General features: G+C 59.7%; 22 protein-coding genes, 1 rRNA gene and 1 pseudogene. 14 read left to right on the forward strand and 10 right to left on the reverse strand.

What is annotated here, in order from left to right; all coding sequences use genetic code 11:
• Positions 1–148 precede the first annotated feature (148 nt).
• The 4 genes and pseudogenes from rrf to QRN46_RS27395 form a co-directional block, all read left to right on the forward strand.
• Positions 149–264 (forward strand): 5S ribosomal RNA (gene rrf / locus QRN46_RS27380).
• Positions 265–388: 124 nt separating this feature from the next.
• The gene (locus QRN46_RS27385; RefSeq protein WP_011333654.1) at positions 389–844 is read left to right on the forward strand and encodes a VOC family protein; all 456 of its coding nucleotides are present in this window, start codon (positions 389–391) and stop codon (positions 842–844) included.
• A 79-nt stretch (positions 845–923) separates the two neighbouring features.
• Positions 924–2,468 (forward strand): methyltransferase regulatory domain-containing protein, encoded by a 1,545-nt coding sequence (locus QRN46_RS27390; protein WP_285358501.1) that lies wholly within the window; start codon positions 924–926, stop codon positions 2,466–2,468.
• Between the two features lie 293 nt (positions 2,469–2,761).
• Positions 2,762–3,393, forward strand: a pseudogene (locus tag QRN46_RS27395) (PDC sensor domain-containing protein); the annotation flags it as partial.
• 74 nt (positions 3,394–3,467) lie between these two features.
• Here the strand turns inward: QRN46_RS27395 and QRN46_RS27400 are convergent.
• Together QRN46_RS27400 and QRN46_RS27405 are read right to left on the reverse strand one after the other, a co-directional pair.
• Positions 3,468–4,592, reverse strand: coding sequence for an alkene reductase (locus tag QRN46_RS27400; RefSeq protein WP_085605073.1), 1,125 nt, complete (start codon positions 4,590–4,592; stop codon positions 3,468–3,470).
• A 119-nt stretch (positions 4,593–4,711) separates the two neighbouring features.
• A complete protein-coding gene (locus QRN46_RS27405; protein ID WP_285358504.1) occupies positions 4,712–5,389 on the reverse strand; it encodes a type 1 glutamine amidotransferase domain-containing protein in 678 nt (225 codons plus the stop codon).
• 209 nt (positions 5,390–5,598) lie between these two features.
• On the opposite strand from QRN46_RS27405, the gene curR reads away from it, so the two are divergent.
• Positions 5,599–6,183: a TetR family transcriptional repressor CurR gene (curR, locus tag QRN46_RS27410; protein ID WP_285358507.1), complete on the forward strand. Its 585-nt coding sequence runs from the start codon at positions 5,599–5,601 to the stop codon at positions 6,181–6,183.
• Between the two features lie 145 nt (positions 6,184–6,328).
• A complete protein-coding gene (locus QRN46_RS27415; RefSeq protein WP_285358509.1) occupies positions 6,329–8,455 on the forward strand; it encodes a TonB-dependent siderophore receptor in 2,127 nt (708 codons plus the stop codon).
• 56 nt (positions 8,456–8,511) lie between these two features.
• Here the strand turns inward: QRN46_RS27415 and QRN46_RS27420 are convergent, their stop codons facing one another.
• From QRN46_RS27420 to QRN46_RS27435, 4 genes are all read right to left on the reverse strand, one after another.
• Positions 8,512–9,468, reverse strand: a complete 957-nt coding sequence (locus tag QRN46_RS27420) for a 2-hydroxyacid dehydrogenase (protein ID WP_011333660.1) — start codon at positions 9,466–9,468, stop codon at positions 8,512–8,514.
• A gap of 32 nt (positions 9,469–9,500) precedes the next feature.
• Positions 9,501–10,265 carry an SDR family oxidoreductase gene (locus tag QRN46_RS27425; RefSeq protein ID WP_221614968.1) on the reverse strand — a complete coding sequence of 255 codons (765 nt, stop codon included), beginning with the start codon at positions 10,263–10,265 and terminating at the stop codon, positions 9,501–9,503.
• A 38-nt stretch (positions 10,266–10,303) separates the two neighbouring features.
• Positions 10,304–10,996, reverse strand: a complete 693-nt coding sequence (locus QRN46_RS27430) for a fumarylacetoacetate hydrolase family protein (protein WP_221614967.1) — start codon at positions 10,994–10,996, stop codon at positions 10,304–10,306.
• A gap of 99 nt (positions 10,997–11,095) precedes the next feature.
• Positions 11,096–12,445 carry an MFS transporter gene (locus QRN46_RS27435; RefSeq protein ID WP_221614966.1) on the reverse strand — a complete coding sequence of 450 codons (1,350 nt, stop codon included), beginning with the start codon at positions 12,443–12,445 and terminating at the stop codon, positions 11,096–11,098.
• A gap of 587 nt (positions 12,446–13,032) precedes the next feature.
• Here QRN46_RS27435 and QRN46_RS27440 point away from each other — a divergent pair.
• Positions 13,033–13,965: a helix-turn-helix transcriptional regulator gene (locus tag QRN46_RS27440; RefSeq protein ID WP_011333664.1), complete on the forward strand. Its 933-nt coding sequence runs from the start codon at positions 13,033–13,035 to the stop codon at positions 13,963–13,965.
• A 4-nt stretch (positions 13,966–13,969) separates the two neighbouring features.
• On the opposite strand, the gene QRN46_RS27445 is transcribed toward QRN46_RS27440, so the two are convergent.
• On the reverse strand, positions 13,970–14,908 hold the full coding sequence (locus QRN46_RS27445; RefSeq protein ID WP_285358516.1) for an AraC family transcriptional regulator: 939 nt from the start codon (positions 14,906–14,908) through the stop codon (positions 13,970–13,972).
• Between the two features lie 21 nt (positions 14,909–14,929).
• A complete protein-coding gene (locus tag QRN46_RS27450) occupies positions 14,930–15,763 on the reverse strand; it encodes an oxidoreductase (protein WP_285358519.1) in 834 nt (277 codons plus the stop codon).
• A 212-nt stretch (positions 15,764–15,975) separates the two neighbouring features.
• On the opposite strand from QRN46_RS27450, the gene QRN46_RS27455 reads away from it, so the two are divergent.
• Complete coding sequence (locus tag QRN46_RS27455) at positions 15,976–16,944, forward strand: alpha/beta hydrolase (RefSeq protein ID WP_285358521.1); 969 nt, start codon at positions 15,976–15,978, stop codon at positions 16,942–16,944.
• 11 nt (positions 16,945–16,955) lie between these two features.
• Here the strand turns inward: QRN46_RS27455 and QRN46_RS27460 are convergent, their stop codons facing one another.
• Positions 16,956–17,834, reverse strand: coding sequence for a LysR family transcriptional regulator (locus QRN46_RS27460; RefSeq protein WP_285358524.1), 879 nt, complete (start codon positions 17,832–17,834; stop codon positions 16,956–16,958).
• A 104-nt stretch (positions 17,835–17,938) separates the two neighbouring features.
• Here QRN46_RS27460 and QRN46_RS27465 point away from each other — a divergent pair, with 104 nt between their 5' ends.
• From QRN46_RS27465 to QRN46_RS27480, 4 genes are all read left to right on the forward strand, one after another.
• Positions 17,939–18,364 carry a VOC family protein gene (locus QRN46_RS27465; protein ID WP_285358527.1) on the forward strand — a complete coding sequence of 142 codons (426 nt, stop codon included), beginning with the start codon at positions 17,939–17,941 and terminating at the stop codon, positions 18,362–18,364.
• A 113-nt stretch (positions 18,365–18,477) separates the two neighbouring features.
• A complete protein-coding gene (locus QRN46_RS27470; protein WP_039771015.1) occupies positions 18,478–19,737 on the forward strand; it encodes a cation:dicarboxylate symporter family transporter in 1,260 nt (419 codons plus the stop codon).
• A 109-nt stretch (positions 19,738–19,846) separates the two neighbouring features.
• Positions 19,847–20,950 (forward strand): alkene reductase, encoded by a 1,104-nt coding sequence (locus QRN46_RS27475; protein WP_285358532.1) that lies wholly within the window; start codon positions 19,847–19,849, stop codon positions 20,948–20,950.
• Positions 20,951–21,024: 74 nt separating this feature from the next.
• Positions 21,025–21,405: a nuclear transport factor 2 family protein gene (locus QRN46_RS27480; RefSeq protein WP_108561343.1), complete on the forward strand. Its 381-nt coding sequence runs from the start codon at positions 21,025–21,027 to the stop codon at positions 21,403–21,405.
• A gap of 40 nt (positions 21,406–21,445) precedes the next feature.
• Here QRN46_RS27480 and QRN46_RS27485 read toward each other — a convergent pair whose 3' ends face one another.
• A complete protein-coding gene (locus QRN46_RS27485; protein WP_011333672.1) occupies positions 21,446–23,305 on the reverse strand; it encodes an ABC transporter ATP-binding protein in 1,860 nt (619 codons plus the stop codon).
• A 164-nt stretch (positions 23,306–23,469) separates the two neighbouring features.
• Between QRN46_RS27485 and hchA the strand changes: the two genes are divergently transcribed.
• Both hchA and QRN46_RS27495 read left to right on the forward strand, forming a co-directional pair.
• Positions 23,470–24,348, forward strand: a complete 879-nt coding sequence (gene hchA, locus QRN46_RS27490) for a glyoxalase III HchA (RefSeq protein ID WP_011333673.1) — start codon at positions 23,470–23,472, stop codon at positions 24,346–24,348.
• Positions 24,345–25,064, forward strand: a complete 720-nt coding sequence (locus QRN46_RS27495; RefSeq protein ID WP_011333674.1) for a PA1136 family autoinducer-binding transcriptional regulator — start codon at positions 24,345–24,347, stop codon at positions 25,062–25,064. Before hchA ends, QRN46_RS27495 begins: the two co-directional genes overlap by 4 nt.
• The last annotated feature ends 90 nt before the right edge of the window (positions 25,065–25,154 follow it).

Consider the following 25,154-nt stretch of genomic DNA (forward strand, 5'->3'; position numbering starts at 1 on the left):
TGCGTCGGCTCTCTAAACCAGAGCAACCAGATTGCGGTGTGTGAAGACGCAATGAACCGAAAGTTCGATGCTCACAAAACACCGAAAGCTGTCACATACCCAATTTGCTGAAGCGAGGCCATCCGGTCACGAGTCAGTACCCGAATTTCTTGACGACCATAGAGCGTTGGAACCACCTGATCCCATCCCGAACTCAGAAGTGAAACGATGCATCGCCGATGGTAGTGTGGGGTTTCCCCATGTGAGAGTAGGTCATCGTCAAGATTAAATTCCGAAACCCCAATTGCGAAAGCAGTTGGGGTTTTGTTTTGCCCGCAGGAAAGTTTTTGCTCGTGTCAGCGAGCCCGTTGATGGTTACCATGAGCGTCCGTTCGGCAGGAGGCAGGTAATGCAACTCAAGTTCAGTCACGTCGATGTACTCGTCAATAACCTCGAAGAAGCCTGTGCGTATTACGGGCGGATTTTAAAGGCGAGAATCTCCAGGACGCTGGTGTGGGAGCGGGGCGGCCTGCATGTGCGTTATGCGATTGCGTTGATCGGGCAGGAGCGTTTCATGCTGGTTCAGCCATTGGCCGGGAATCTGCGGGAGCTCCTGGATAGCGCAGGCGAGGGCATGATCTACCGTCACTGCTATTCGACCCCCGACATCGAAAAAGCCTACGACGAACTGGTCGCCGAGGGCGTGCTGCCAGAAGATGAAAACGGTAAACCGCTGGCCCGCGAACACCTGCAATCGCCGGCAGGGACACGCATCATCTGGCTGCCTAAACGCTTTGGCCACTTCTCGATTGAAATCCTCGAAGAAAAAACGCTGGAGGCGTTTATGGAGGAGGCGTTTGCCTGACGTTTTTCCTCTTGTGATACGTCACGACTACCCCGTATAAGAGCGACTTTCACTTCCGATATAAGAAAAGGGTGCACGCATGAGCAATGCCTGGAACGAGGGATATTTCACGGACGAAGGTTACACCTACGGGTACAGCCGGGAAATCAATCCGGTTTTCCAGCGTTATTGTCTGCTGTTGCGCGGTTTCGCCACGCTGGAGAGTACCGACGGTTACCACTGTGAACTGGGTTTCGGTCAGGGCGTCTCGATCAATATCCATGCCGCGGGCAATCCGGGCACCTATGTCGGTACCGACTTTCACCCGGGTCAGGCGTCCCATGCCATCGCTCTCGCACGCGACTGGGGCAGCGATGCGCGACTGTATGACGACAGCTTCGAGCAGTTGCTGGCCCGTCATGACTTGCCCCAGTTCGACAGCATCAGCCTGCATGGCATCTGGACCTGGGTCAGCCGTGATAACCACAAGCTGATCGTGGAATTCATCCGTCGCCATCTCAAACCAGGTGGTCTGCTCTACGTCAGTTACAACTGCTTCCCGGGCTGGTCGCCTCAGGCACCCTTGCGCCAACTGTTCAGCCTGCACGACCGGTTCGCCAGCCAGGCCGGTGCGCGCCCGGATCAGCGTATCGATGCAGCGCTGCAGTTTTCCGAAGCGCTATTGGCGGCCAACCCCAAATATGCCAACTCCGCACCGGGTCTGGACGCCAAGCTCCAGAGCATCAAGGGCCAGGACCGCCAGTACGTCGCCCATGAGTATTTCAACCGCGACTGGAACTGCATGTATTTCACCGACGTGGTTGATGCCCTGGCACCCGCCAAGCTCGATTACGCCACGACAGCCGTGCCGCTGGACTCCGTCGACCCGCTCAACCTGAGCGCTGAAGGCATGGACTTTCTGGAAGGTATCGAGCATCCCGTCATGCACGAGCAGGCGCGTGACTACTTTGTGAACCAGAGTTTCCGCCGGGATCTTTATGTGCGTGGCGCCAACAGGCTGTCCGCCTCCGAGCACCGTGAGCGGATGCTCAGCACGCGCTTCGTCCTGTTGCAGGCAGCCGACAGCGTGCCGGCCAACGTCACCGGTCCGGCGGGCGCAGCGACACTGCAGGCAGAGATCTATGGCCCGGTACTCGCAGCGCTGGCGGATGACGCTTATGTGCCGAAAACCTTGCGGCATTTGCTGGATCTCGTCTCCCCGTTGGCCTACGGCGACGTGGAACAGGCCCTCAACGTGCTGATCGGCATGAGCGTCGTGGCGCCCTGTCAGAGCGAGGCGGCCGAAAAGCTGGTGCAGGCCCGCTGCAATACCCTAAACCTGCAGCTGTGCAAGCGTTCGTTGTATGGCAACAAGATTCAGACCCTGGCGAGTCCGGTGACCGGTGGTGGCGTGACGGTCAGCCGCTTCCAGCAGTTGTTCCTGATATCGATCAAGCAAGGCAAAAAACACCCGGATGAATGGGCGCAACTGGCGTGGGGCATCATCGGCGGCCAGGGCGAAGGTCTCCTCAAGGACGGCAGGGCCCTGACCACCGCGGAAGAAAACCTTGCCGAACTGACCGTGCAGGCCCAAGCGTTTGCCGAGAGTACGCTGGTGATTCTCAAGGCTTTGAAAATCGTCTAGTCGAGACGAGGGACGGCAGGACGTTCTCGCGTCGCCTGTCGTCGTCCGGGGTATTTCGGATTCTTGCGCAAAACCAGAATGACAGCACCGCGGCTGACGTGCTGACAAGGACGCGCGGTCGATGTAATGCCCCGGTCAAATAACAGTGTCAACGGAAACCGGACTCTGCATAAGGTACTGATGTGAAGCGTGATACTCACCTTGTAATGCTTTTGCTGTTGGTTATCGGCTGCTCACTGGCATCGCTCACGATCTGGAAGGTGCTGGGTTCCTGAGATTGAGCACTTGACGAGGTGAACGTCCATGGGTTGAACCTGACGCAGGCACTTGCGACGTATTCCGAAGGCATTGTCCGGCAGAGCTCGCTACTTCTGCTCGGACTCGTCGAGCGCCTGGAAACCGAGGGCAGTGGTCCGGCGCAGATCGAACGGCTCAATACTTTGATCAACGGGCAGCGACCGCTGATGCCGCAGCTGAGTGGCATCACTATCTACGACAACAAAGGTCATTGGTTGATGTCATCCAATCGGCCGATTCCTGTCGGTGCCAACAGCAGCGACCGTATCTATTTCACTCACACCGCGATGATCCATCCCGCGAGCCCTTCATCGGCCCGCCCATCCGTAGTCGCTCGAATCAGGAATGGGTGATCACCATCAGCCGGCGTTTCAATGACGCTTGCGGTGAGTTTGCCGGTGTGGTGGCGGTCACCTTGGGAGTGGAAAACTTTCTGCGTCTGTTCGGCCAGCACGATGTAGGACAGGAGGGCGCCGTCGGCTTGTCCTACACCGACGGCACGCTGCCGATCCGTTACGCTTTCCGCGAATAGGACATGGGACGCAACTTGGTTGGCATTGTGAGTGTGAGCATCGGCATTGCGGCCGCCACAGGGTCGCAACTGGACACGGTACAAGGCCTGATCGCTGCGGCAGATCAGGCGCTGTATCAAGCCAAAGGGGCGTGCCGGAACGGGCTTGCGAAAAGTGTTGGCAACGAAAGCTACTCTGCGTACACCGGGTAATTCACATAGCCTTCGGCATCACCGCCATACACCGTAGCCGGGTTCAGCGAATTCAGCGGCCAGTCATTGGCGATGCGCGCGGGCAGGTCCGGATTGGCCATGAACGGACGACCGAAAGCCACGAGATCCGCCAGTCCTGATTCCAGCAAGCGTGCACCGCTTTCGGCGTTGTAGCGACCCGCGTAAATGATCGCGCCGCCGAAGGTGTCGCGCACCGCTCGACGGAAGGTTTGCGGCATCACTGGCGCGTCGTCCCAGTCGGCTTCTGCAATAGACAGGTAAGCAATGCCGACGTCTTGCAGCACCTTGATCGCTTCGATGTAAGTGGTGTGCGGATCTTCCTCGACCATGCCCAGGTAAGTCCGCGCTTCATCGGTGGTGGTGAACAGCGGCGCGAAGCGCACACCGACTTTTTCCTTGCCGATGCACTTGGCGACCCCGGCGACTACTTCGCGCAGAAAACGCAGGCGATTGTGCAACGAACCGCCGTACTGATCGGTGCGCAGGTTGCTGTGGGCGGAGATGAACTGGTTTACCAGATAACCATTGGCGCAGTGCAGTTCGATACCGTCAAAACCGGCGTCCATGGCATTGCGCGCCGCCTGGATGTATAGCTGAACCAGTTCCTGGACTTCATCGGTGGTCAGCGCTCGAGGCGCGGACGGCGGAACCAGAGCGCCCACACCGGGCGCGGTTTCGATGAACACACTGACCCGGTCGGTGGCGATGGCGGAGGCCGACACCGGTGCGTCGCCATTGGGTTGCAGGGCAGTATGGGATACGCGACCGACATGCCATAGCTGCGCGAAAATTACGCCGTCACTGGCGTGGACAGCCTCGGTGACCTTGCGCCACCCGACGATTTGTTCGGGTGTATGAATGCCTGGAGTCCAGGCGTATCCCTGCCCACGAGGCTCGATCTGGGTGCCTTCAGTCACCAGCAAACCGGCACCGGCACGTTGCTGGTAATACTCGGCCATCAATTCATTGGCGACATTGCCAGGTTGGGTGCTGCGCTGGCGGGTGAGGGGCGGCAGGACTATGCGGTTTTTCAGGATGTGGCGGCCCAGGGTGACGGGTGTAAAGAAACTGCTGTGGTTCATGGAAATACCATTGTTCATGGCCTTATTAGACCAGTCGACTATTCAGGTGGCGAAAAAAGAACACCGTGCAACGCACACACGGTGTCCGGATCAGTTGTTCGAGGATGTAGCGGAAAGCTTCAGCCCAGCAGCTTCAGCAGTTTTTCGGCGACAGCTGCCGAGCTGGCAGGATTCTGGCCGGTCACCAGTTTTCCATCAGTCACTACATGAACCTGCCAGTCGGCAACTTTGGAATAGCGACCGCCAAGACGCTGAAACTCGTCTTCGATCAGGAAAGGTACGACATCCGTCAAACCGACGGCAGCCTCTTCGGAATTGGTGAAACCGGTCACTTCGCGATGCTGGATCAGCGGTTTACCGTCCGTATCGACCACATGACGCAGTACCCCAGGTGCGTGGCAGACAAAACCATGGGGCTTGTTGCTGCGCGCGAAGGCTTCGATCAGGGCAATCGAATGCTTGTCTTCGGCCAGATCCCAGAGCGGGCCATGGCCACCTGGATAAAACACGGCATCGAAATCTTCGGCGCGGACGTCGGCCAGGCGGCCGGTGCTCGCGAGTGCCTGTTGGGCCTCAGGGTCCTGGCGGAAGCGATCGGTTTCAGTCGTCTGAGCGTCGGGCTCGTCGCTCTTCGGATCAAGCGGCGGCTGGCCGCCAGCGGGCGAAACCAGTGTGACGTCGGCACCGGCGTCCTTGAAGGCGTAGTAGGGGGCGGCGAACTCTTCGAGCCAGAAGCCGGTTTTCTTGCCGGTGTTGCCGAGTTGATCGTGGGAAGTCAAAACCATCAAGATTTTCATAGAGCACCCTGGGTTGGTCTGGCGGCGTTCATGAGCAAGGGATTCGCACAGGATCGACACCGGGAAAAGGTTTGTCGGGGCGCAGCATAGTTTCCAATTAGACCAGTCGTCTAGTAATTTTTTCTTCGAAGGTTTTTCATGGACAGCTGTGGCAAACTCGCGTTCCTTTGAGATAAACGACTGGTCTATTGCCTGGTAATTCGTGCCCCATGAAACCGACCTACGACGACACCCGCCAACATTTGCTCGACACCGGCCACCGGATGATGGCCGAGAAAGGCTTCACCAGTGTCGGCCTGAACGAGATCCTGCAGACCGCCGGCGTGCCCAAGGGCTCGTTCTATCACTACTTCAAATCCAAGGAACTGTACGGCCAGGCCTTGCTCGAGGATTACTTCGTCGACTATCTGGCCGACATGGAGCGACGCCTGACGCTGCCCGGCCTGAGCGCCCATGAACGGCTGATGGATTATTGGCAAGGCTGGCAGGATCGTTGCACCCTGGAAGGCCATGGCGACGAATGCCTGGTGGTGAAACTTAGCGCCGAGGTGGCCGACCTTTCCGAAACCATGCGCCTGACCTTGCGTGATGGCACCGAGCGAGTGGTGGCGCGCATCACCGAGTGCATCGAACAGGGCCAGGTCGAAAAAAGCTTGCCTGAGGGCGATGCTCGGCAACTGGCTGAAACCCTGTATCAGCTGTGGCTGGGGGCCAGTCTGCTGAACAAACTGCAACGCACGGGGCAATCGTTGAGTACGTCTATGGCGACCACGAAGCGCCTTCTGAGCGTGTGAGAAAGCAATAGACGCAAGTGGTCGAGAGTCAGCTGCACAAACGAATGGGAATGCCTATCAATTGCGCGGCGAGTGGTATACCATCCGCCGCGTTTTGCTGGCAGTTATCCCCTTCGTTCTGGCCTATCCGTAAGGTTCTCCCCCCATGCGTCGAACTCTGCTGTCCATCTGTGTGTTGCAAGCGTTGTCTCCTTTTGCATGGGCCGAGCCCTCCGATTCAACGGCGTCAGCGCTGGAGCTGGATGCAACCGACGTGGTCGGTACCGCGGATTACGAAAGAGCGGACGGCCCGGTACACGGATATCGCGCGACCCGTTCGGCCAGCGCCACCCGAACCGATACCTCGATCCATGAAACCCCGCAGTCGATCAGTGTCGTCACCAAAGATGCGGTCGAAGACATCGGTGCTACCCGGCTGCAGGACGCACTGGATTACGCGGGCGGAGTAGGGCGAGCCAACAATTTCGGCGGCCAGGGACTGACCACGTTCACCGTGCGCGGATTTACCACCGGCGAGTTCTACCGTAATGGTTTCCCGATCAACCGCGGTTATCCGAACATGCCGGATGCCAACACCATCGAGCGTCTGGAAGTCCTGCGCGGGCCGGCGACCATGCTCTACGGCCGTGGTGATCCGGGCGGCACCTTCAATGTCGTTTCCAAACAACCGTTGCCCGAGCGTACGGTCACACTCGGCAGCCAGCTGAATGACCAAGGCATGCGCCGCGGCACCCTGGATGCTTCCGGTCCGCTCGATGAAGAGGGGCGTCTGGCCTATCGCCTGAACGTGGTGGGCGAGGGCGGCGATACCTTCCGCGATCACGTCGAAACCGAACGCTACGGCGTGACCCCCGTGCTGACCTGGCAAGCCAGCGATGACACCCGAGTGATCTTCGAGGGTGACTTCATGCGCAACAACCATCCGCTGGACCGGGGCGCGACGCGTTATCCCCGGCAGATCGGCACCGCCTCCCGCGACACCTTCTTCGGTGAACCGGACGCCGGCAAGTTGCACAACGACAACAACATGGCGCAATTGCGCTTCGAGCATGTGCTCAATGAGGACTGGACGCTCGGCGGTGGCTTCCAGTGGCTCGACGGTACCTTGCAGGGCAATGCCATTGAAGCCAACGGCATTGCCGCCGACGGCCGGACTCTGGGACGAAATTTCAACTACCGCAAGCTGGAGTGGACGGACAAGGACACCCAACTCAACCTGACCGGTCACTTCTCCACCGGCGGCCTGCAGCACACATTGCTGACCGGTATCGAATACGAAGATTACGACTACCAGTCGATCATCCAGCGCTCCAGCGGCGCGGTGAGTGCCTATCCGATCGATATCTTCAATCCGGTCTATGGGCAGCCCCGTCCGGCACTGACACGCACCCCGACCCACGACAAGGAAAACCTCAAGACCTACGCCGCGTTCGTACAGGACCAGGTGGCCCTGACCGATCGGCTGAAAGTCCTGGCCGGGGCACGTTTTGAACGCTTTGAACACGACTACGAAACCTACGTGCCCGGCGGCAAGAACTGGCAGGCCAGTGACAATGCCGTCACGCCCCGCGTCGGTGTGACCTACGACCTGACTGACACCCTCGCGATTTACGCGGACACCGCGCGCTCCTTCAAGCCCAATACCGGCGCGAGTCGGCAGGGTGGCGGCTTTGAACCAGAGAAAGGCAAGTCCTGGGAGATGGGCATCAAATGGGAAGCGCTGGATCATCAGCTGAGTGTTGACGCGGCGATCTATCAGATTGAAAAGCGTAATGTCCTGACCACTGACCCGGTGGACTCGACGTTCAGCGTGGCTGCCGGGGAAGTGCGCAGTCGAGGGTTTGACCTCAATGTTGCCGGCAATCTGACCCCCGAGTGGCGTGTCATCGGGGGGTACGCCTACGTCGATGCCGAGGTGACCAAGGACAACGTGATCCGCTCCGGCACGCGACTGATGAACATCCCGAAAAACAGCTTCAGCCTGCTCAACGTCTATGAGTTCCAGGACGGTGCCCTCAGTGGTCTGGGTCTGGGGACAGGCGTCAAATATGTCGATGAGCGCGCGGGTCAAACGGCCAACACTGCATTTTCGATGGGGAGCTACACCGTTGTCGACCTGCTCAGCTACTACAAGGTCAATGACAAGTTACGTCTCAATCTCGACCTGAAGAACCTGTTTGACCGGGACTACGACGAGGGCGCATTCGGTAACGTCTACGCCTATCCAGGGGCACCGAGAACGGTGCAGGTCGGCATTTCCTACACGTTGTAGTCCGATCGGGTCTGAAATCCATCATCGGGGGCAGCGGCCCCCGATGACTGTGAGGCTCAGCCGGTCACACATCCTTGCGGAGTCTTTCCGGCAAAACTGTCCACCAGGCTCGCCACAACCATCTCGCCCATGCGGGTGCGGGTCTGCAGGGTCGCGCTGGCGCGATGTGGTTGCAGCACCACTTGTTCCTGGGCAAACAAGGCTTCAGGCACGTTAGGCTCGTCGACGAAAACATCCAGCGCCGCACCCGCGATCTCGCCAGCCGTCAGGGCCGCCACCAGATCGGTTTCGTTGACCAGTTTTCCTCGGGCGACGTTGATCAGGTAGCCGCCCTTGCCCAGAGCCTGCAGCACGGAGGCATCGATGATGGCCTCGGCCTTGTCGGCGGCTGCCGCGAGAATCAGGGCATCACTGTCGCGGGCCAATTGCTTGAGGTCGGCGATGAAGGTGTGGCTGACATCGCTCATCGGTTGCAGGTCGGTGTAACTGATCGGACAGCCAAACGCGGCAGCGCGAGTGGCGACCGCTCGGCCAACCCGGCCCATGCCGACGATGCCGATACGCATGCCGGACACTTGCCGCGCCAAAGGCAGCGGTGCCAATGGGGTCGGGCTTTGCGGCCACTGGCCCGAGCGCACGTAACGGTCACTGGTACACAGCCCACGACACACGGCGATCAGCAAACCGATGGCCAGGTCGGCCACGTCTTCGGTCAGTGCGCCGATGGTCGCGGTCACGCGGATTCCGCGATCCCTGGCGTAGGCCAGGTCTACTGCATCGGTGCCGACACCGTTGACCGCCACCACTTCCAGTTTGGGCAGTTGCGCCATCAACGCCTGACTGATGCCCGTGTGACCACCGGTGATCACGCCGCGAATGTTGGCGCCGTGTTCCTGCAAATACGCCGCTTTGTCGGCCTGCTCGAAATAACGCCTGATCGTGAACAGTTCGCCGAGACGGGCATTGATTTGCGGAATCAGGATCGGGCTGAGCTGCAAGACTTCTGGCTTCATGTAAACCTCACTTACGCAATAAAAAAGCCGGCTCAACCACGGCCGGCAAACGGCATGGCAGTCGCCATGACGGTCATGTTCAGGACGTTGGCCGACAGGGGCAGGCCGGCGATGTAACGCACGGCGTCGGCGACATGCTTGACGTCGACCATCGGCTCCACGGCGATGCTGCCGTTGGCCTGGCGCACGCCTTTGGTCATGCGTACCGACATTTCGGTCAAGGCATTGCCGATATCGATCTGGCTGCAGGCGATATTGAAGTCCCGACCATCCAGCGCCAGCGATTTGGTCAATCCCAGTACCGCGTGTTTGCTGGCGGTGTACGCGCTGCTGAAAGGACGCGGGGTGTGAGCCGAAATCGAACCGTTGTTGATGATGCGGCCACCCTGTGGCTGTTGCCGGCGCATGAGCCCGAACGCGCCACGGGCACAGAGGAAAACGCCATTGAGGTTGGTGTCGATCACGTTTCGCCACTGCTCGAAGGTCAGTTCGTCCAGCGGCACGGCAGGGGCATTGACCCCGGCGTTGTTGAAGACCACGTCCAGGCGTCCGTAGACCTCGGCAATGGTTGCAAACAGCTGGTCGACACTGGCGGGGTCGCGTACATCGGTGGGCACCGCCAAGGCTTCGCGTCCTTCGCCGGCCGCCAGATCGACCAAGGCCTGCAAGGGTTCGGGCCGGCGCCCGGCCAGCACCAGGGTGTAACCGTCGGCCAGCAGGCCCAGGGCTACGGAACGGCCGATCCCGCTGCCGGCGCCGGTCACCAGGGCCACTTTCAAGGATTGAGTGTCAGACATTTTGTTGTTCTCCTTTTTTCAATCACTTAAGGACAGATTCAAGGCCGGGGGCCGACGCGCATTTCGAGTTGGCCAATGCCGTCGATCCCGGCGCTGATGACGTCGCCGGGTTGCAAGACATCGACGCCGGCGGGGCTGCCGGTCATGATCAGATCGCCGGCCTTGAGTGTGACGGATTGCGAGATGCGGCTGATGACTTCACTCACCGACCAGATCTGGCTGTCGAGTCGATCGCGCTGGCGTTCCTCACCGTTCACGCTCAACCATAATTCCCCTTCGAGCCGACCGGTCCGAGTGACCGGCACAATGGCGGTCATCGGTGCGGCGCCTTCAAACACCTTGGCACCTTCCCATGGCAAACCGTCGCGCTTGGCCAGTCGCTGTACGTCACGGCGGGTCAGGTCCAGTCCGGCGGCGTACCCCCAGACATAGGCCAGCGCCTGGCTTTCGGGGATCTGCGCGCCGCCTTCGCCGATGGCCACGACCAGCTCGATTTCATGGGCAAACTCTTCGGTCAGTGACGGGAAGGTCACTTCACCGACGGCGTCCACCACAGTGCTTGCCGGTTTCATGAAGAACACCGGCGGCTGGCGCGGCTGGCCCAGGGTGTCCGGCCACGGGTAGTTGCGGCCGACGCAGAACACGCGTCCGACGGGAAAGCGTTGCTCGCTGCCGACAACCGGCAAGGTCACTGGCAGATCCGGGGTAAAGACGTATTCGGTCATGTTCATCCTGCTGCAAGTCCTGTGTGAAAGGTAAGCGTACGGCGGCAAACGCTGGCGAAGTTGGACGAAAGCCGCCTCAAATTGGAGAAACCGGTTGTTCTGGCTTCAGCGCGTTTTCAACTCGATGCGGTACAGGCGACCGAGCAGCAAGGAATAGGAGAGGGTGCCGATCAGCGCCACGGCACCAATGAACCAGAACGCCCAGGCGAACGAGCCGGTGGCGTGGACGATGGCGCCGATCACGATCGGAGTGACGATGCCGCCGATGTTCGCGGCCAGGCTGGTGATCCCGCCGGTCAGCCCGATCAGTTCCTTGGGCGCCACCTCCGACACCGCCGCCCACGAGGACGACGCGATGCCCTGAGCGAAAAAGGCAATGGTCAGCACGGCGATGCAGATGACGTTCGAGTCGGTGAAGTTCACCAGCACGATCGACATGCCCAGCATCGACCCGACCACCAGCGGCAGTTTCCGGGCGAAAGACATTGAATAACCACGACGGATCAACAAGTCGGAGACGATGCCGGCGAGCAGGATGCCGACCGTTGCGCCCACGAAGGGCATCACGGCAAAGATCCCGGCCTTGATCGTGGTCAGATGGCGTTCTTCAATCAGATAGGTCGGGAACCAGGTGAGGAAGAAGTACAGCGCCGAGGTGCTGGCGAACTTGCCGATGCAAATGGCCCAGACCTGACGGTAACTGAACAGCTCGGCGATCTGCCGCCAGTTGAAACGAGTGCGTTCCTGGCTGCTCTTGACCAGTCCGCCACCGGCCTCGATGTATTTCAACTCTTCTTTGCTGACCTTCTTGCAGTTCAGCGGATCGCGGTACAGATACAGCCACAGCACACCGAAGATGATGCCGAGCGCGCCGGTACTGTAGAAAACATGGCGCCAGTCAAAGGTTGTGGCCAGCCACAGCAAGGCACCGGTAAACAGCGCCGTGCCCAGGTATTGCCCGCAGACGTAGATGCTGCTGGCCATGCCCCGTTCCCGCGCCGGAAACCAAACGGTCACCGCACGGCTGTTGGCCGGAAACGCCGGCGCTTCCATCGCCCCGACGGCCAGGCGCAGGCCGAACAGCGAAGCGAATCCCGTGGCAAAGCCTTGAAACACCGTGACGGTCGACCAACTGATCAGTGAAACCCCGTAGGTAAAACGTGAGCCGAAGCGGTCGGCGATAAACCCGGCCGGCACCAGCGCCAGTGCGTAGGTCCAGGCAAAGGCGGAGAAGATCAGCCCCATTTCAATCTTGTCCAGGCCCAGGTCCTTGGCCATGAACGGAGCGGCAATCGAGATGTTCACCCGGTCGATGTAGTTGATGATCGTCGCAATCAGCAGCAGCGAGAGCATGAACCAGCGCCGTCGTGTCGGCAGCCGCCGGGATGACGCGGCGTCCCTGTCGGCGGCAATCAAGGGGGGCGCGGTGGTTTGAGATGTGTGCGAATTCGACATGAGTGGACCTCGTTATTGTTAGAAGTGTCGAGTTGTTTGCGGACAGCCGACGCCGTTGCCCGCTGTTCGGGGGCAAGGCAATCGAAGTTGAAACCAATGGCAAAAACGGCCAGGGTCAGACGTTCAGCTACGTCTTCCGGCTGGCATCGTCGGTAAAGGGTGGGGAGGGGCGGCGGGGAGCAATTGCAGATTCATGACGTGCGCACCTTTTTTGTTTTTGAATGAGGTTGGGCTGCATGGGAAATACAGTGGTCGTACAACCTCTTGAAATCAATCAAAGTGTTAGATCATTTTTTCCGGAGAAGGGCGCGTCGGATAAACCTGTCCAAAAAAATCCACACCGTGAATTTTCCTTTTGTTTTTCGATTTTTTTCATAAGTTGTTGTTTTTGATATTAAAAAATAATGCCTGTGTGGTCGCTTTTTTTGGACAGTGATCATCGGCAGTGGTGGTGTAAAAAATCACTGAACCTGATGTCATCGTATGACTGCTTGAAGGGCTGGCGCCGAACCTTCAAGATGAGCCACGCCGATTACTCGGCAACGCCAGGAAAACCTGCCTGAGTACCTGTCGAGGATTCTCCAGAAATGACGTCACAATGCCGTGTGCCCACCTACGTCATGCAGCAACGCAGCGAGATGATGGACTTCTATATTCGTGACAAGAAAGGTCGCCGCGCCGAGACCAGCCCGCATCGACACGAATACTTCCAGATCCAGATCAACCTCGGCGGCGACACGGTGCAGCACATTGGCAACGCGGTTCGTCCATTTCCGCGTAACGCGCTGGCATTCATCCTGCCGCACCGCGTGCACGTGATCCCGCATCCGGCGGACAGCAACTTCATGGTGATCAACTTTTCCCAGACCTTTCTGCTGCCGCATTTGCAGTGCGACCCGATGGATCTGGAGGAGGTATCAATTCTCCTGGCGCCCGAACTGTCGCCGTTCCGCTTTCAGGAGCATCTGGATTTCATACTGGGGGATGAGGACTTCAACGAGGTCTGTGGCTTGATCGAACAGATGCGCGGCCTGGACGAGAATCGTCAGTTCGGTACACGCGAAGTGCTCAAGGGATTGCTGCTGCAACTGGTGGGCAAGGTGTGCGTCCTGTATGCCGAACCGCTCAAGCGCCTGGCAGAAGAGAATGCCGCGCAAGCCAGTCGGCGGGATGCGCTGAGCCGGATGTTCGAGTATCTGCGCAAGAACATTGCCGACCCCGATCTCAATCTGATCAAGGTCGCGGCGGCGACCTATCTGTCACCGACCTATCTCACGCACTGGCTGCGCAAGGAAATCGGCAAGACCTTCACCGAGCTGGTGCTGGAACGCAGAATGCACGCGGCACGCAATTACCTGCTCAATGGAACCCGGCCGGTGGGCGAGGTGGCGAGGTTGTGTGGGTTTGCGGATGAAGCTTATTTCTCCCGACGGTTTCGCCAGATCCACGGACAGCCACCTGGACAGTTCCGCCGTCGGCAACTGGACCCGGACACCCCGCAGTCACCTGTAGATGCCTGATCGGCTAATGCGACGAAACATAAACCGAGGCCGACGACGGCGCAGGCAACGCATACGTTGCCTTCATCCACTCGATCTCCGCTTGCGGCGTTCGGCCGAAGAAGCGTTTGAACTCGCGACTGAACTGCGAAGCGCTTTCATAGCCGACGCTGAATGCCGCCGCTGAGGCAGTCATGGCATGGCGCAACATCAAAAGTCGCGCCTGATGCAGGCGCGTCGATTTCAGGTATTGCATGGGAGAGGCGTCCGTCACGCTGCGAAAATGCAGGTGAAAACTGGGCACGCTCATGCTCGCCTCGCGCGCCAGTTGCTCGACGTCCAGACGCTCCTGATAGCTGCTGTGGATCTTGCGGATCGCCCGCGTCACCTTGCCGAAGTGCCCTTGTCGATTGAGTGCAGCGCGCATCGAGCCGCCTTGTTCGCCGGTCAGGATGCGGTAATAGATTTCCCGCAACAGCGACGGCCCCAATATCTGCGCCTCACCCGCAATGTTCATGGCTTCGAGAAAGCGCAGTGTCGATGCGCGCAGGGTGTCGTCCATCGGTGAGGCGAACATGCCTTTTGGTTGAGCATCGCTCGGGCCGTGGACGTCATCCACCTGCTGCATCAACTCGCTGGCCACCTGGAAATCCAGTTGCAGATAGATCGCAAGCATCGGCTCATCTTCAGAGGCGTCGGTCTCCATGGTGAAGGGGATCGGAACCGACACCACCAGGTAATGCTGGGCGTCATACACGTAGACGTCATCGCCCAGATACCCGCGCTTCTGGCCCTGACAGAGAATCACGATGCCGGGGTCGTACAGCACCGGCGTGCGGGTCAGTGGCCGGTTCGAGCGCAGGAAGCGCACGCCCTCCAGCGCGCTGAGGTTGTAGCCCTCGACCGGTGCCAGCGTTTCCATGAGCTGCACCATGCGCGAAGTGCTTGGGTCGGCCTGTTTCATCGGGTTCTCTCTGTGGGCCGTTCAATGGTCGGTGGAACGGGTCAGCGCTTCCCATTGATCGATCTCGCTGGCGGCGCGTTTCAGCTTGTCCCGCACCAGGCTCAATGCATCGCTGCCGAGCAACAGATGCGCCGGTGGAGCAGGGCTGGCGATGATCTGCAACATCGCCTGCGCCGCTTTGCGCGGATCGCCGAGCTGCTTGCCGCTCTTGTCTTCGCGCGCCTTGCGCACCGGATCGAAGCTTGCGTCATAGTCGGCGATGCTGCGGGGCGTGCGCTGCATCGAACGGCCGGCCCAGTCGGTCCGAAATGAACCCGGTGCGACGGCGGTCACGAAGATATTGAACGGCGCCAGTTCCTTGCTCAGGGTATCGGAGATGCCTTCGAGCGCAAACTTGCTGCCGCAGTAGTACGCGATACCCGGCATGGTGATTGTGCCGCCCATCGACGTGATATTGAGAATATGACCCGCCCGCCGCTGGCGAAAGAACGGCACAAACGCCTTGGTCACCGCGACCGCACCGAACACATTCACGTCGAACTGGCGGCGCATGTCCTCCAGCGGCGATTCTTCGAAAATGCCTTCGTGGCCGTAGCCGGCGTTGTTGACCAGCACATCGACCGGGCCGTGGGTCGCTTCGACGGTTGCCACGACGCTATCGATCCGCTCGAAATCCGTGACATCCAGCAGCACGCCGTACGCATTATCGATAGAAAGAGCCTGAAAGGCTTGCAGGTCGGCTTCGCTGCGCACGGTGCCGATGACGCGGTGTCCGGCGGCCAGCGCTTCCTTGGCCAGCGCGTGGCCGAAGCCGCTGCTGACGCCTGTGATGAAGAGGGTTTTGGTGGCGGTCATGACGAACTCCCGTGAATGCGGTTTCAGCTCATGGTATCCATCGAAGGAACACTCACCTATGTCGGTTTGTCTTTGATCATTGCCTATTCCTATCAACGGGGCGACAAACGGCCAAAGAGCTTTTTGCGTTGCTCCGGGCATTCAGGCAGCAACAGATCCAATGTGCTGATATTTTTCCATTCTGCGCAACGCTCGCGAATAAAGAGGACGAAATGAAGAAATCAACGGACTGGCCCGCAGACGATAACGAGTTGGCACAATTGCGCGCGTTCAACCGCAAGCTTGCCCGGCTGCCGCGCTTTCGTATCCGCAATCGCATCACGCCACGGGCGATTCAGTTGCTGTTGCGGCTAAGCCAATTGGGCGGCGCAAGAAAGTTGCTCAAGCACGGGCTCGAGGCTGAACGAAAAGTGGTGGGTGTCGACGGCGCGTCAGTGCCGGTGCGGATTATTCGGCCCAAGACAAAGGCCAAAGGCGTAGTGCTGGATTTCCATGGCGGCGGCTGGGTCATCGGTAACGCGCAGATGAACGATCCCCTCAACATCGCCATGGTGAAAGCCTGCGACGTGGCAGTGGTCTCGGTCGACTATCGGCTTGTGGTCTCGACTCCGATCGAGGGCGTCATGCAGGACTGCCTCACGGCGGCCCGCTGGCTGCTGAGCGATGATTGCCGCGAGTTTGCGAACCTGCCCGTCATCGTCGTGGGCGAGTCGGCAGGCGGCCATCTCGCCGTCGCGACCCTGTTGCAACTCAAACAGTGGCCGGACCTGCTCGAACGGGTGAGCGGGGCGCTGCTGTATTACGGCGTCTACGACCTTGCCGGAACCCCCAGCGTACGCAACGCCGGGCCCGATACCTTGCTGCTGGACGGGCCAGGGATGGTTGAAGCGCTGCAAATGCTCACTCCGGGATTGAACGATGAAGAACGCCGGCAGGCGCCGTTGTCACCGCTGTACGGTGACTTCACCGGTTTTCCGCCAGCGTTGATGTTTGCTGCGCAACTGGATCCGCTCAGGGATGACACGCTTGAGTTGGCTGAGCGTTGGGGCAGGGCGGCGGAAGTGGAGGTGCATCTGCTGCCGGAAACCGCACACGGGGTGATTCATTTTCCGCTGGGGTTGGCGGGGAGGGTGCTTGGGTATAGTCGTGCGTGGGTTGCGGGGCGGCTTGTTGAGGGGTGAGCCATCGACCCTCACTCAGCCGCCACCTTGAATTGCTCGAGAATAAGTTCAGCCAATGTCCTGACAGGCTCGGTGAAACTTCGCCGAGGCCTGTGCACCAGTCCGATATCACGATGGAACGTGTGTTGGCCGAGATCAAGCGCCCGCACACCTGACGGCCATTGCTGATGGGTGGCCGTCTGCGGCACGAGCGCGCCCCCTACGCCATTTTCCACCAGCCTGATGATGGCCTCCAGCTCATCCAGCTCAGAGACTTCACGCAAAGTGAAATGCATCTGTCGCAGGAAACGATCGACCTGCCTGCCGCCGAATGAAGAGCGGTCATAGCGAATGAACGGCAGGCTTGAGAGCAGTTCGATCCAGTCTTCTCCCGGTACGTCCTTGGGCACGATCAGACGGTAGGGTTCAAGCGCCAGTGTGGTCCAGCGCAGATCGCTTTGAAGCGAGAAGGGCGGCCGAATGATCGCCGCCATGTCGATTTCGCCAGTATCCACCAGGTTCACCAGCTCCATGGAAAGACCGGGCACGACACGCGTTCGGCATTCCGGGCACTGTTGGTGAAACCTGGCGAGTGCGTCCGGGAGAAACGATCGCTGGACAGAGGCGATTGCGCCGACGTTGACCAGAATGCGGGTGGAAAGACCGACGGTGGTCGATCCCAGGTTGTCGTAAAGACGAAGCAGCTCCTGCGCCTGAAGCAGGACTTGCTGGCCCATCCTGTTGAGGTGGGCCGTGCGTCCTTTTCTGTCGAATATTTCAAAGCCGAGCTCGGCTTCCAGGCGTTGAATCTGGGCGCTCACCGCCGCCTGTGTGAGGCCTATCCGGTTGCCGGCAGCCGCGAAAGTGCCTTCCCGGGCGACGGCAATGAGGGTCTTGAGTTCTTTGATCATTCACAAATATTAGTTGTGTTTCTGAGAAATATATATTGATTTTTTTGCTGTCATTGTCGCCCTACGATGTGCTCACCAACCACAAAAACCGTATTGGAGTCCTGATGAGCCTTTCGCCATTCCACCTCGCCATCCCCGTTTACAACCTGGCTGCAGCCCGCACTTTTTACGGTGAGGTCTTTGGCCTGGAAGAGGGTCGTTCCAGCAACCAATGGGTCGACTTCAACTTTTACGGGCATCAACTGGTGATTCACGAACACCCGAAAACCGCGTCTCAGGAAAGCGTTCACAGCAACCCGGTCGACGGGCACGACGTTCCTGTTCCTCACTTCGGCATCATCCTGGGATGGGAAGAGTGGGAAGCGCTGGCAGAGCGCCTCAAGTCTTTCGGTACCGAATTTGTGATCGAACCTTACATTCGATTCAGAGGACAGGTTGGCGAGCAAGCCACGATGTTCCTGTTCGACCCTTGCGGCAATGCCCTCGAATTCAAGGCCTTCAAGGATATGAGCCAGCTCTTCGCCAAGTAAGAAACGCAATGGCACAACGGCGTTGTGCCATTTGATCTCAAGTGAGCTGGAAGCTCATGACTCTAGCAACTGCCGATTGATGCAGTCCTTTCATTCCAACAAGAAGGCTAGACATGAAACGTATTCCCCTGGTGTGGCAAATCGTTGCCGGGCTGTTGCTTGGCGTGCTCGTTGGTTGGTACTTCAATACCCATCCGCAGTATCAGTCGTGGGTCAGCACGGAGATCCTGAAACCGCTTGGCGATATCTTCATCAAGATGATGAAGATGGTGGTCGTGCCTATCGTGTTCTGTTGCATGATCCTGGGTATCGCCGGAGGCGGGGATAACAAGTCGTTCGGCCGGATGGGCATCAAGTCGCTGGGCTATTTCTTTGCGATCACCGGCCTGGCCATCGTGATCGGCCTGTGTTTCGCGAACCTCTTCGAACCCGGTACGGGCACCGATATTTCGGGCATCGCACACGGTGCTGCCGCCATCACGATGGAGCCTTCGAAGGGCGCGCTTGTGATTGTGCAAAACATCGTTCCGGATAACGTTCTGGTGGCGATGTCCGAGGCGAAGCTGCTGTCGGTGCTGTTCTTCGCGGTGTTGTTCGGTGTCGCGCTCAACGCATTGCCCAGGGAGAAAAGTGCACCTGTGGTTGCGCTGGTCCAAGGCATTTCGGATGCGATGTTCAGGATCGTCTCGATCGTCATGGCCTATGCCCCGATAGGGGTGTTCGGCATGATCGGTGCGACCGTCGCTACCTTCGGTTTTGCCTCGTTGTTGCCCCTGCTCAAGTTGATTGGTGTGGTTTATCTGGCGCTGATCGTCTTCGCATTGGTAGTGCTCGGAGGAATCAGTTACCTGATCGGCGAGAACATCTTCAAGTTGATCAGGTATTTCCGCGACGAGTTGATTCTTGCGTTCTCCAGTGCTGCCTCCGCAGCGGTCATGCCGCAGTTGATGAGCAAGCTGGAGAACTACGGGGTGCCACGGCGTATTGTCAGTTTTGTGGTGCCAGTGGGGTACGCGTTCAACCTTGATGGCGCCTCGATCTTCCTCGGGGTGGCGACAATCTTTATCGCCCAGCTTTATGGAATCGATCTGTCGCTTTCTCAGGAAATCCTGCTGGTGGTGACCATGGTGCTGACCTCCAAAGGTGCTGCCGGGGTGCCTGGATTCGCCATCGTCATCCTGTCGGCCACATTGGCGTCTGCCGGTCTTCCGCTGGAGGGCGTGGCACTGATCGCCGGCATCTTCAGGATTATCGACAGCGGCACCACCACCCTGAATGTGTTGGGCAATGCGATCGCGCCCCTGGTGATCGCCAAATGGGAGAGGGTGACTCTTGAGCCTTCGCGCACCCGCCCGGACGTACAAAAGGCCTGACGATCACAAGGAGCACTGACGGCGCTGCACGAGTAAACGCCTGCTGATGGACAGGCGATTTTTTTCATCAGGTTACTAGACGACCGGTCTGATATTGAAGGTATGCAACATGATTGATAACAGTCGCAACACGGATCTTTTTTCTCCCATGCAAATGGGCGCCCTGCAATTGACCAACCGGATTGTCATGGCGCCCGTGACCCGCAGCCGGATGGCTGAAGACGGCGTGCCGAACGAGTTGCACGCCACTTACTATGCACAGCGCGCGAGTGCCGGCTTGATCATTGCCGAAGCGACCAACATTTCGGCGCAGGGACGTGGCTACGCCATGACACCGGGGATCTGGTCGAACGCGCAGGTGGCGGGGTGGAAAAAAGTCACGGACGCCGTCCATGCCGCAGGTGGCAAGATTGTCAGCCAGCTGTGGCACGTGGGGCGTTTTTCCAGCGTCGAGTTGCAGCCCGACGGCGCCGCTCCGGTTGCGCCCTCGGCGATCAAGGCAGAGGGCAGTACCTACACCGAGAACGGCTTTGTCGAAGTGTCGATGCCCCGGGCGCTGGAGACTTCGGAGATTCCCGGCATCATCGAGCAATACAAGCGCGCCGCTGAAAATGCCAGGCGTGCCGGTTTCGATGGCGTGGAGGTTCATTCGGCGAACAGCTATCTGCTCGACCAGTTTCTGCGTGACTCGACCAATCAGCGCACTGACCGGTATGGCGGCACCCTTGAGAACCGCGCCCGACTGACGCTTGAAGTCACTGAAGCGGTGATTTCGATCTGGGGCAGTGACCGCGTCGGCATTCGTCTTTCGCCGGTCACGCCCGATGCCGGAAACACACCTCCCGACAGCAATGTCATGGCGACCTACGGATATCTGATTCAGCAGCTCAACCGGCTCAATCTGGCCTATCTGCACTTCGTCGAAGGCGCCACCGCGATCTCGCGCACGGTTCCTGATGGCGTTGATCTGGATGCATTGAGCGCGCAGTTCGAAGGCCCCTTCATCGGCAATAACAACTACGACCTCGAGATGGCACTGGAGCGCCGGGCGCAGGGCCGGATTGACGCGGTGGCGTTCGGGCGCCTGTTCATTTCCAACCCCGACCTCGTGGAGCGCCTGCGTCGGGGCACCGAACTGACCATCGCACCACGCGAGAGCTACTACGGCGGCGGCGCCAAGGGCTACACCGACTGGCCAACGGCTGACCATTGATTTGTGCGCCCCGTGCCGGATCGGCGCAGGGCGGCTCGATTGAAAAACACATTCACAGCAATCAGGAGTTCATCGTGAGCCATCCAACTTACGTGCAGGAATACAACGCAATCGTCGAAGTGCTCAGCCAGTACAACGAAGGGGGAGCAAAGGCTGACAGCGCCTTGATGAAGCCCGCGTTCAATGCGCAGGCGACCATGTTCGGGGTTGACGACGGCAAGCTCGTCGGCGGTGCGATCCAGAATCTGTATGACGTCATCGACAGCGCGTTCCGTCCATCCCCCGAAGCCGAAGCCGCCATCGTTCGCATCGATATCGTCGGCACGGCTGCGAGTGCCCGGGTCGATACCGACAACGTGTCGGGGTTCCGTTTCACCGACTTCTTCAACCTGCTGAAGGTGGAAGGCAAGTGGACGATCGTCAGCAAGATCTACCACACCCACCCGAGCGTCTGAGCCCTCGTCGTCTGCCCCGGCAACACCGGGGCAGCACGGATTACGCCTGATCCATCGCCTCGGTCAGTCCCTGATCCTCACCCAGAAACCCGCCACTCTGGTGCTGCCAAAGCCGCGCATAGGTGCCGTTCTTGGCCAGCAGTTCGGTGTGGGTGCCTTGCTCGATGATTCGCCCTTCATCCATGACAATCAGTCGATCCATCGCCGCAATTGTCGACAGTCGATGGGCGATGGCGATCACGGTCTTGCCCTGCATCATTTCATCGAGGCTTTCCTGGATGGCGACTTCGACTTCGGAATCCAGGGCGCTGGTGGCTTCGTCGAGCAACAGGATCGGCGCGTTCTTGAGCATCACCCGGGCAATGGCAATGCGCTGGCGCTGGCCACCGGAAAGCTTGATGCCGCGCTCGCCCACCAGGGTGTCGTAGCCGGTGTGGCCCTGGCGGTCGCTGAGCTGGTTGATGAAGCCGTCGGCCTGGGCGTTGGCCGCAGCACGCTGGATCTGTTCGTCGGTGGCGTCCGGTCGGCCGTAGGCGATGTTGTCGCGAATCGAGCGGTGCAGCAGGGAGGTGTCCTGAGTGACCATGCCGATCGCGCTGCGCAGGCTGTCCTGTGTCACCTGCGCGATGTTTTGCCCGTCGATGCGAATCTCGCCGCGATCCACGTCATAGAAGCGCAGCAGCAGATTGATCAGCGTGGATTTACCGGCGCCGGAGCGGCCCACCAAACCGATTTTTTCCCCCGGTCGGATGCTCAGGCTCAAGCCGTCGAGCACCTGGCGTTCGCCGTTGTAGTTGAAGCTGACGTTGTCGAATTCCACGGCGCCGCCGGAAGGCACCAGCACGCCGGCGTCCGGCGCATCCTGGACCTTGGGGCCACGGGTCAGGGTGTCCATGCCGTCCTGCACCGTGCCGATGTTTTCGAACAGCGACGTCATCTGCCACATGATCCAGTGCGACATGCCATTGATGCGCAGCGCCATGGCCGTGATCGCCGCCACGGCCCCGGTGCCGACTTCGCCCTGATGCCACAGCCACAAGGCGTAGCCGCCGGCGCCCATGATCAGCCCGACCACCAGCGCCTGATTGACGATCTCGAACTGGCTGACCAGACGCATCTGGCGGAAACCGGTCTGCTTGAAATCCTCCATCGCCGCCCGCGCAAAATGCGCTTCACGTTTGGAGTGGGAGAACAGTTTGACGGTGGTGATGTTGGTGTAGGCGTCCGAAACCCGGCCCGTCATCGACGATCGCGCGTGGGCCTGTTCCTGGCCGACCTGGCCCAGGCGCGGTACGAAATACAGCATCGCCAGCCCGAACAGCGCGACCCAGGCAATGAACGGCAGCATGAGTTTCAGGGCGAAGCCGCCGGCCAGGGCGATGATCGCAATGAAATAGACGCCGATACCCGGTGCGATTTCGATGACGGTGAACAGCACCTCGCGCACGGCCAGCGCCGTCTGCATCACCTTGGTCGTGACCCGACCGGAAAACTCGTCGGAGAAGAACGAAAGGCTCTGCCGCAGCATCAGTCGATGGAAATCCCAGCGCAGACGCAGCGGCAGATTGATCGCCAACACCTGATGCTGAACCATGGTGCGCAGCGCCACCAGCCCGACGCTGGTCAGCAACACGATGCCGATGCCCCACAGCACGCGGCTCTCCTGGCCGTTCACATCGCCGCCGGCCTGCCAGGTCGAGAGCAGATCCACGACCTGACCCAAAAAGGAAAACAACCAGGCTTCGTAGATCGACACACCGGCACTGAGCAGCGCCAACGCGAGGATATAGCCGCGAGCGCCACGGGTGCAGGCCCACAGGAATCGCGCCAGACCGACCGGCGGTGGCGGCGCTTCGTCGGGCGGGAAGGGGTCGAGCCGTTGTTCAAACAGGCGAAGCATTGGGGGTCTCCGAAATCATCAGTTGCGGGGATTCTGCCACTTATCGATCACATTGAGGGGCCGCAGGTTCAGTGCATGATCTTTTGAGGGAAAACCCTCATTGTTGTAACGCTGACGCCTTACTAGCATGAACTCCGACGTTGACCCACTCGATGGAGAGCACCATGGCTACCACGCAGACTGACGACAAGCGCCCAACCCCCGATCCGGCCGAGGACAACGCGTTTTTCCCCTCGCCATATTCCCTCAGCCAGTTCACTTCGCCCAAATCCGATCTCAGTGATGCCGAGTACCCGAACCGTTACAAGGGCGGGCGCTGGAAGGTCCTGATGATCGGCGCGGACGAGCGCTATCTGTTGACCGACAACGGCACCATGTTCTCCACGGGCAATCACCCGGTTGAAACGCTGCTGCCGATGTATCACCTCGACAAGGCCGGTTTTGGCTTTGATGTCGCGACGCTGTCGGGCAATCCGGTCAAGTTCGAATTCTGGGCCATGCCCTCCGAAGACGCCGAAGTGAAGGGCTTCTACGAGCAATACCGCGATCAGTTCAAGCGTCCACTCAAGCTGTCCCAGGTGATCGAAGAAGCGCTGGGCGAGGACTCTGATTACATCGGCGTGTTCATTCCCGGCGGCCACGGCGCGCTGATCGGCCTGCCGGAAAGCGAGGACGTGAAAAAGATCCTGCAATGGGCAATCGCCAAGGACAAATTCGTCATTACCCTGTGCCACGGCCCGGCGGCGCTGCTGGCGGCCGGCCTCGGTGAAACAAAAGACTCATGCATCTTCAACGGTTACCGGATTTGCGCCTTTCCCGATGCCCTGGACTCTACAACCCCCGACATCGGTTACATGCCCGGCCACCTGACCTGGAAATTCGGCGAGCAGTTGCAGGCGCTCGGTGTGGAAATCACTAACCAGGACATTTCCGGGGCCACGCTTCAGGATCGCAAACTGCTGACCGGTGACAGTCCGCTGGCGGGCAACGCACTGGGCAAACTGGCGGCCGCCGCGCTCCTCAAAGAGGTCACGTCGGGGTGAGCTCCGGACCTGCCGAAGCACTCTTGCGCGCCGCCCTCGACATCGAGGCGGCGCCCACGCTGGTGGCGATCCAGAAGGCCGTTCGCGGTTTCGCCGGGGCCTATGGTTACGATCGGTTCGTCCTGTTCTCCGCCACCTCGGCGTCGGAGGACGTGGTCGAGCGCATTTATTGGGTGGAAGGCGACTGGTTCGGCGACGGCATCGCTGTCGACGCCCAGACCTACGTTCAGCGCTGCCCAGTGACTCGCCACCTGTTGGACGCCCGCGAATCGTTCTTCTGGAGCAAGGTGCAGGAGCAGAGCGGCGAACTGTATCGGCTGGTTCGCGTGCCAAGCGGCCCGGGCGTGCATGGATTGCAGATTCCGGTCTTCGGTCCACAAGGGCTTGAAGGCGCCATGAGTCTGGGTGGCGAACAGATCGATGCCTCGGCGCGGGTTCGTCTGGCGCTGGGCATGCTCGCCTCGGTGGCGTTTTTCTCCGCCCGACGCTTGCTCGAAGCGCCGCTGGACGAGACGGCCGGAAAACTCTCGACCCGCGAGCGCGAAGTGCTGGCGTGGGTCGCCGCCGGTCGCCGGCAGGCCGACATCGCCGCCACACTCGGCTTGTCCGGGCGCACGGTGGAAAATCACCTGCGTTCGGCGCGTCGGCATCTGGGCGTGGCCACCACTGCTCAGGCCATCAAAATTGCCATTCGCAAGGGTGAAATAAAGGGGTGAGGTTCTCACTCTGCCGGTGCCGTGCTTGAACGGCGGTGCAAAACTCCTATGATGCAAAGGGCCCGCGCCGGCTGTCTGTAACCGGCGCAG

The sequence above is a fragment of the Pseudomonas sp. lyk4-R2A-10 genome (assembly GCF_030209075.1).
GTDB lineage: Bacteria > Pseudomonadota > Gammaproteobacteria > Pseudomonadales > Pseudomonadaceae > Aquipseudomonas > Aquipseudomonas glycinae.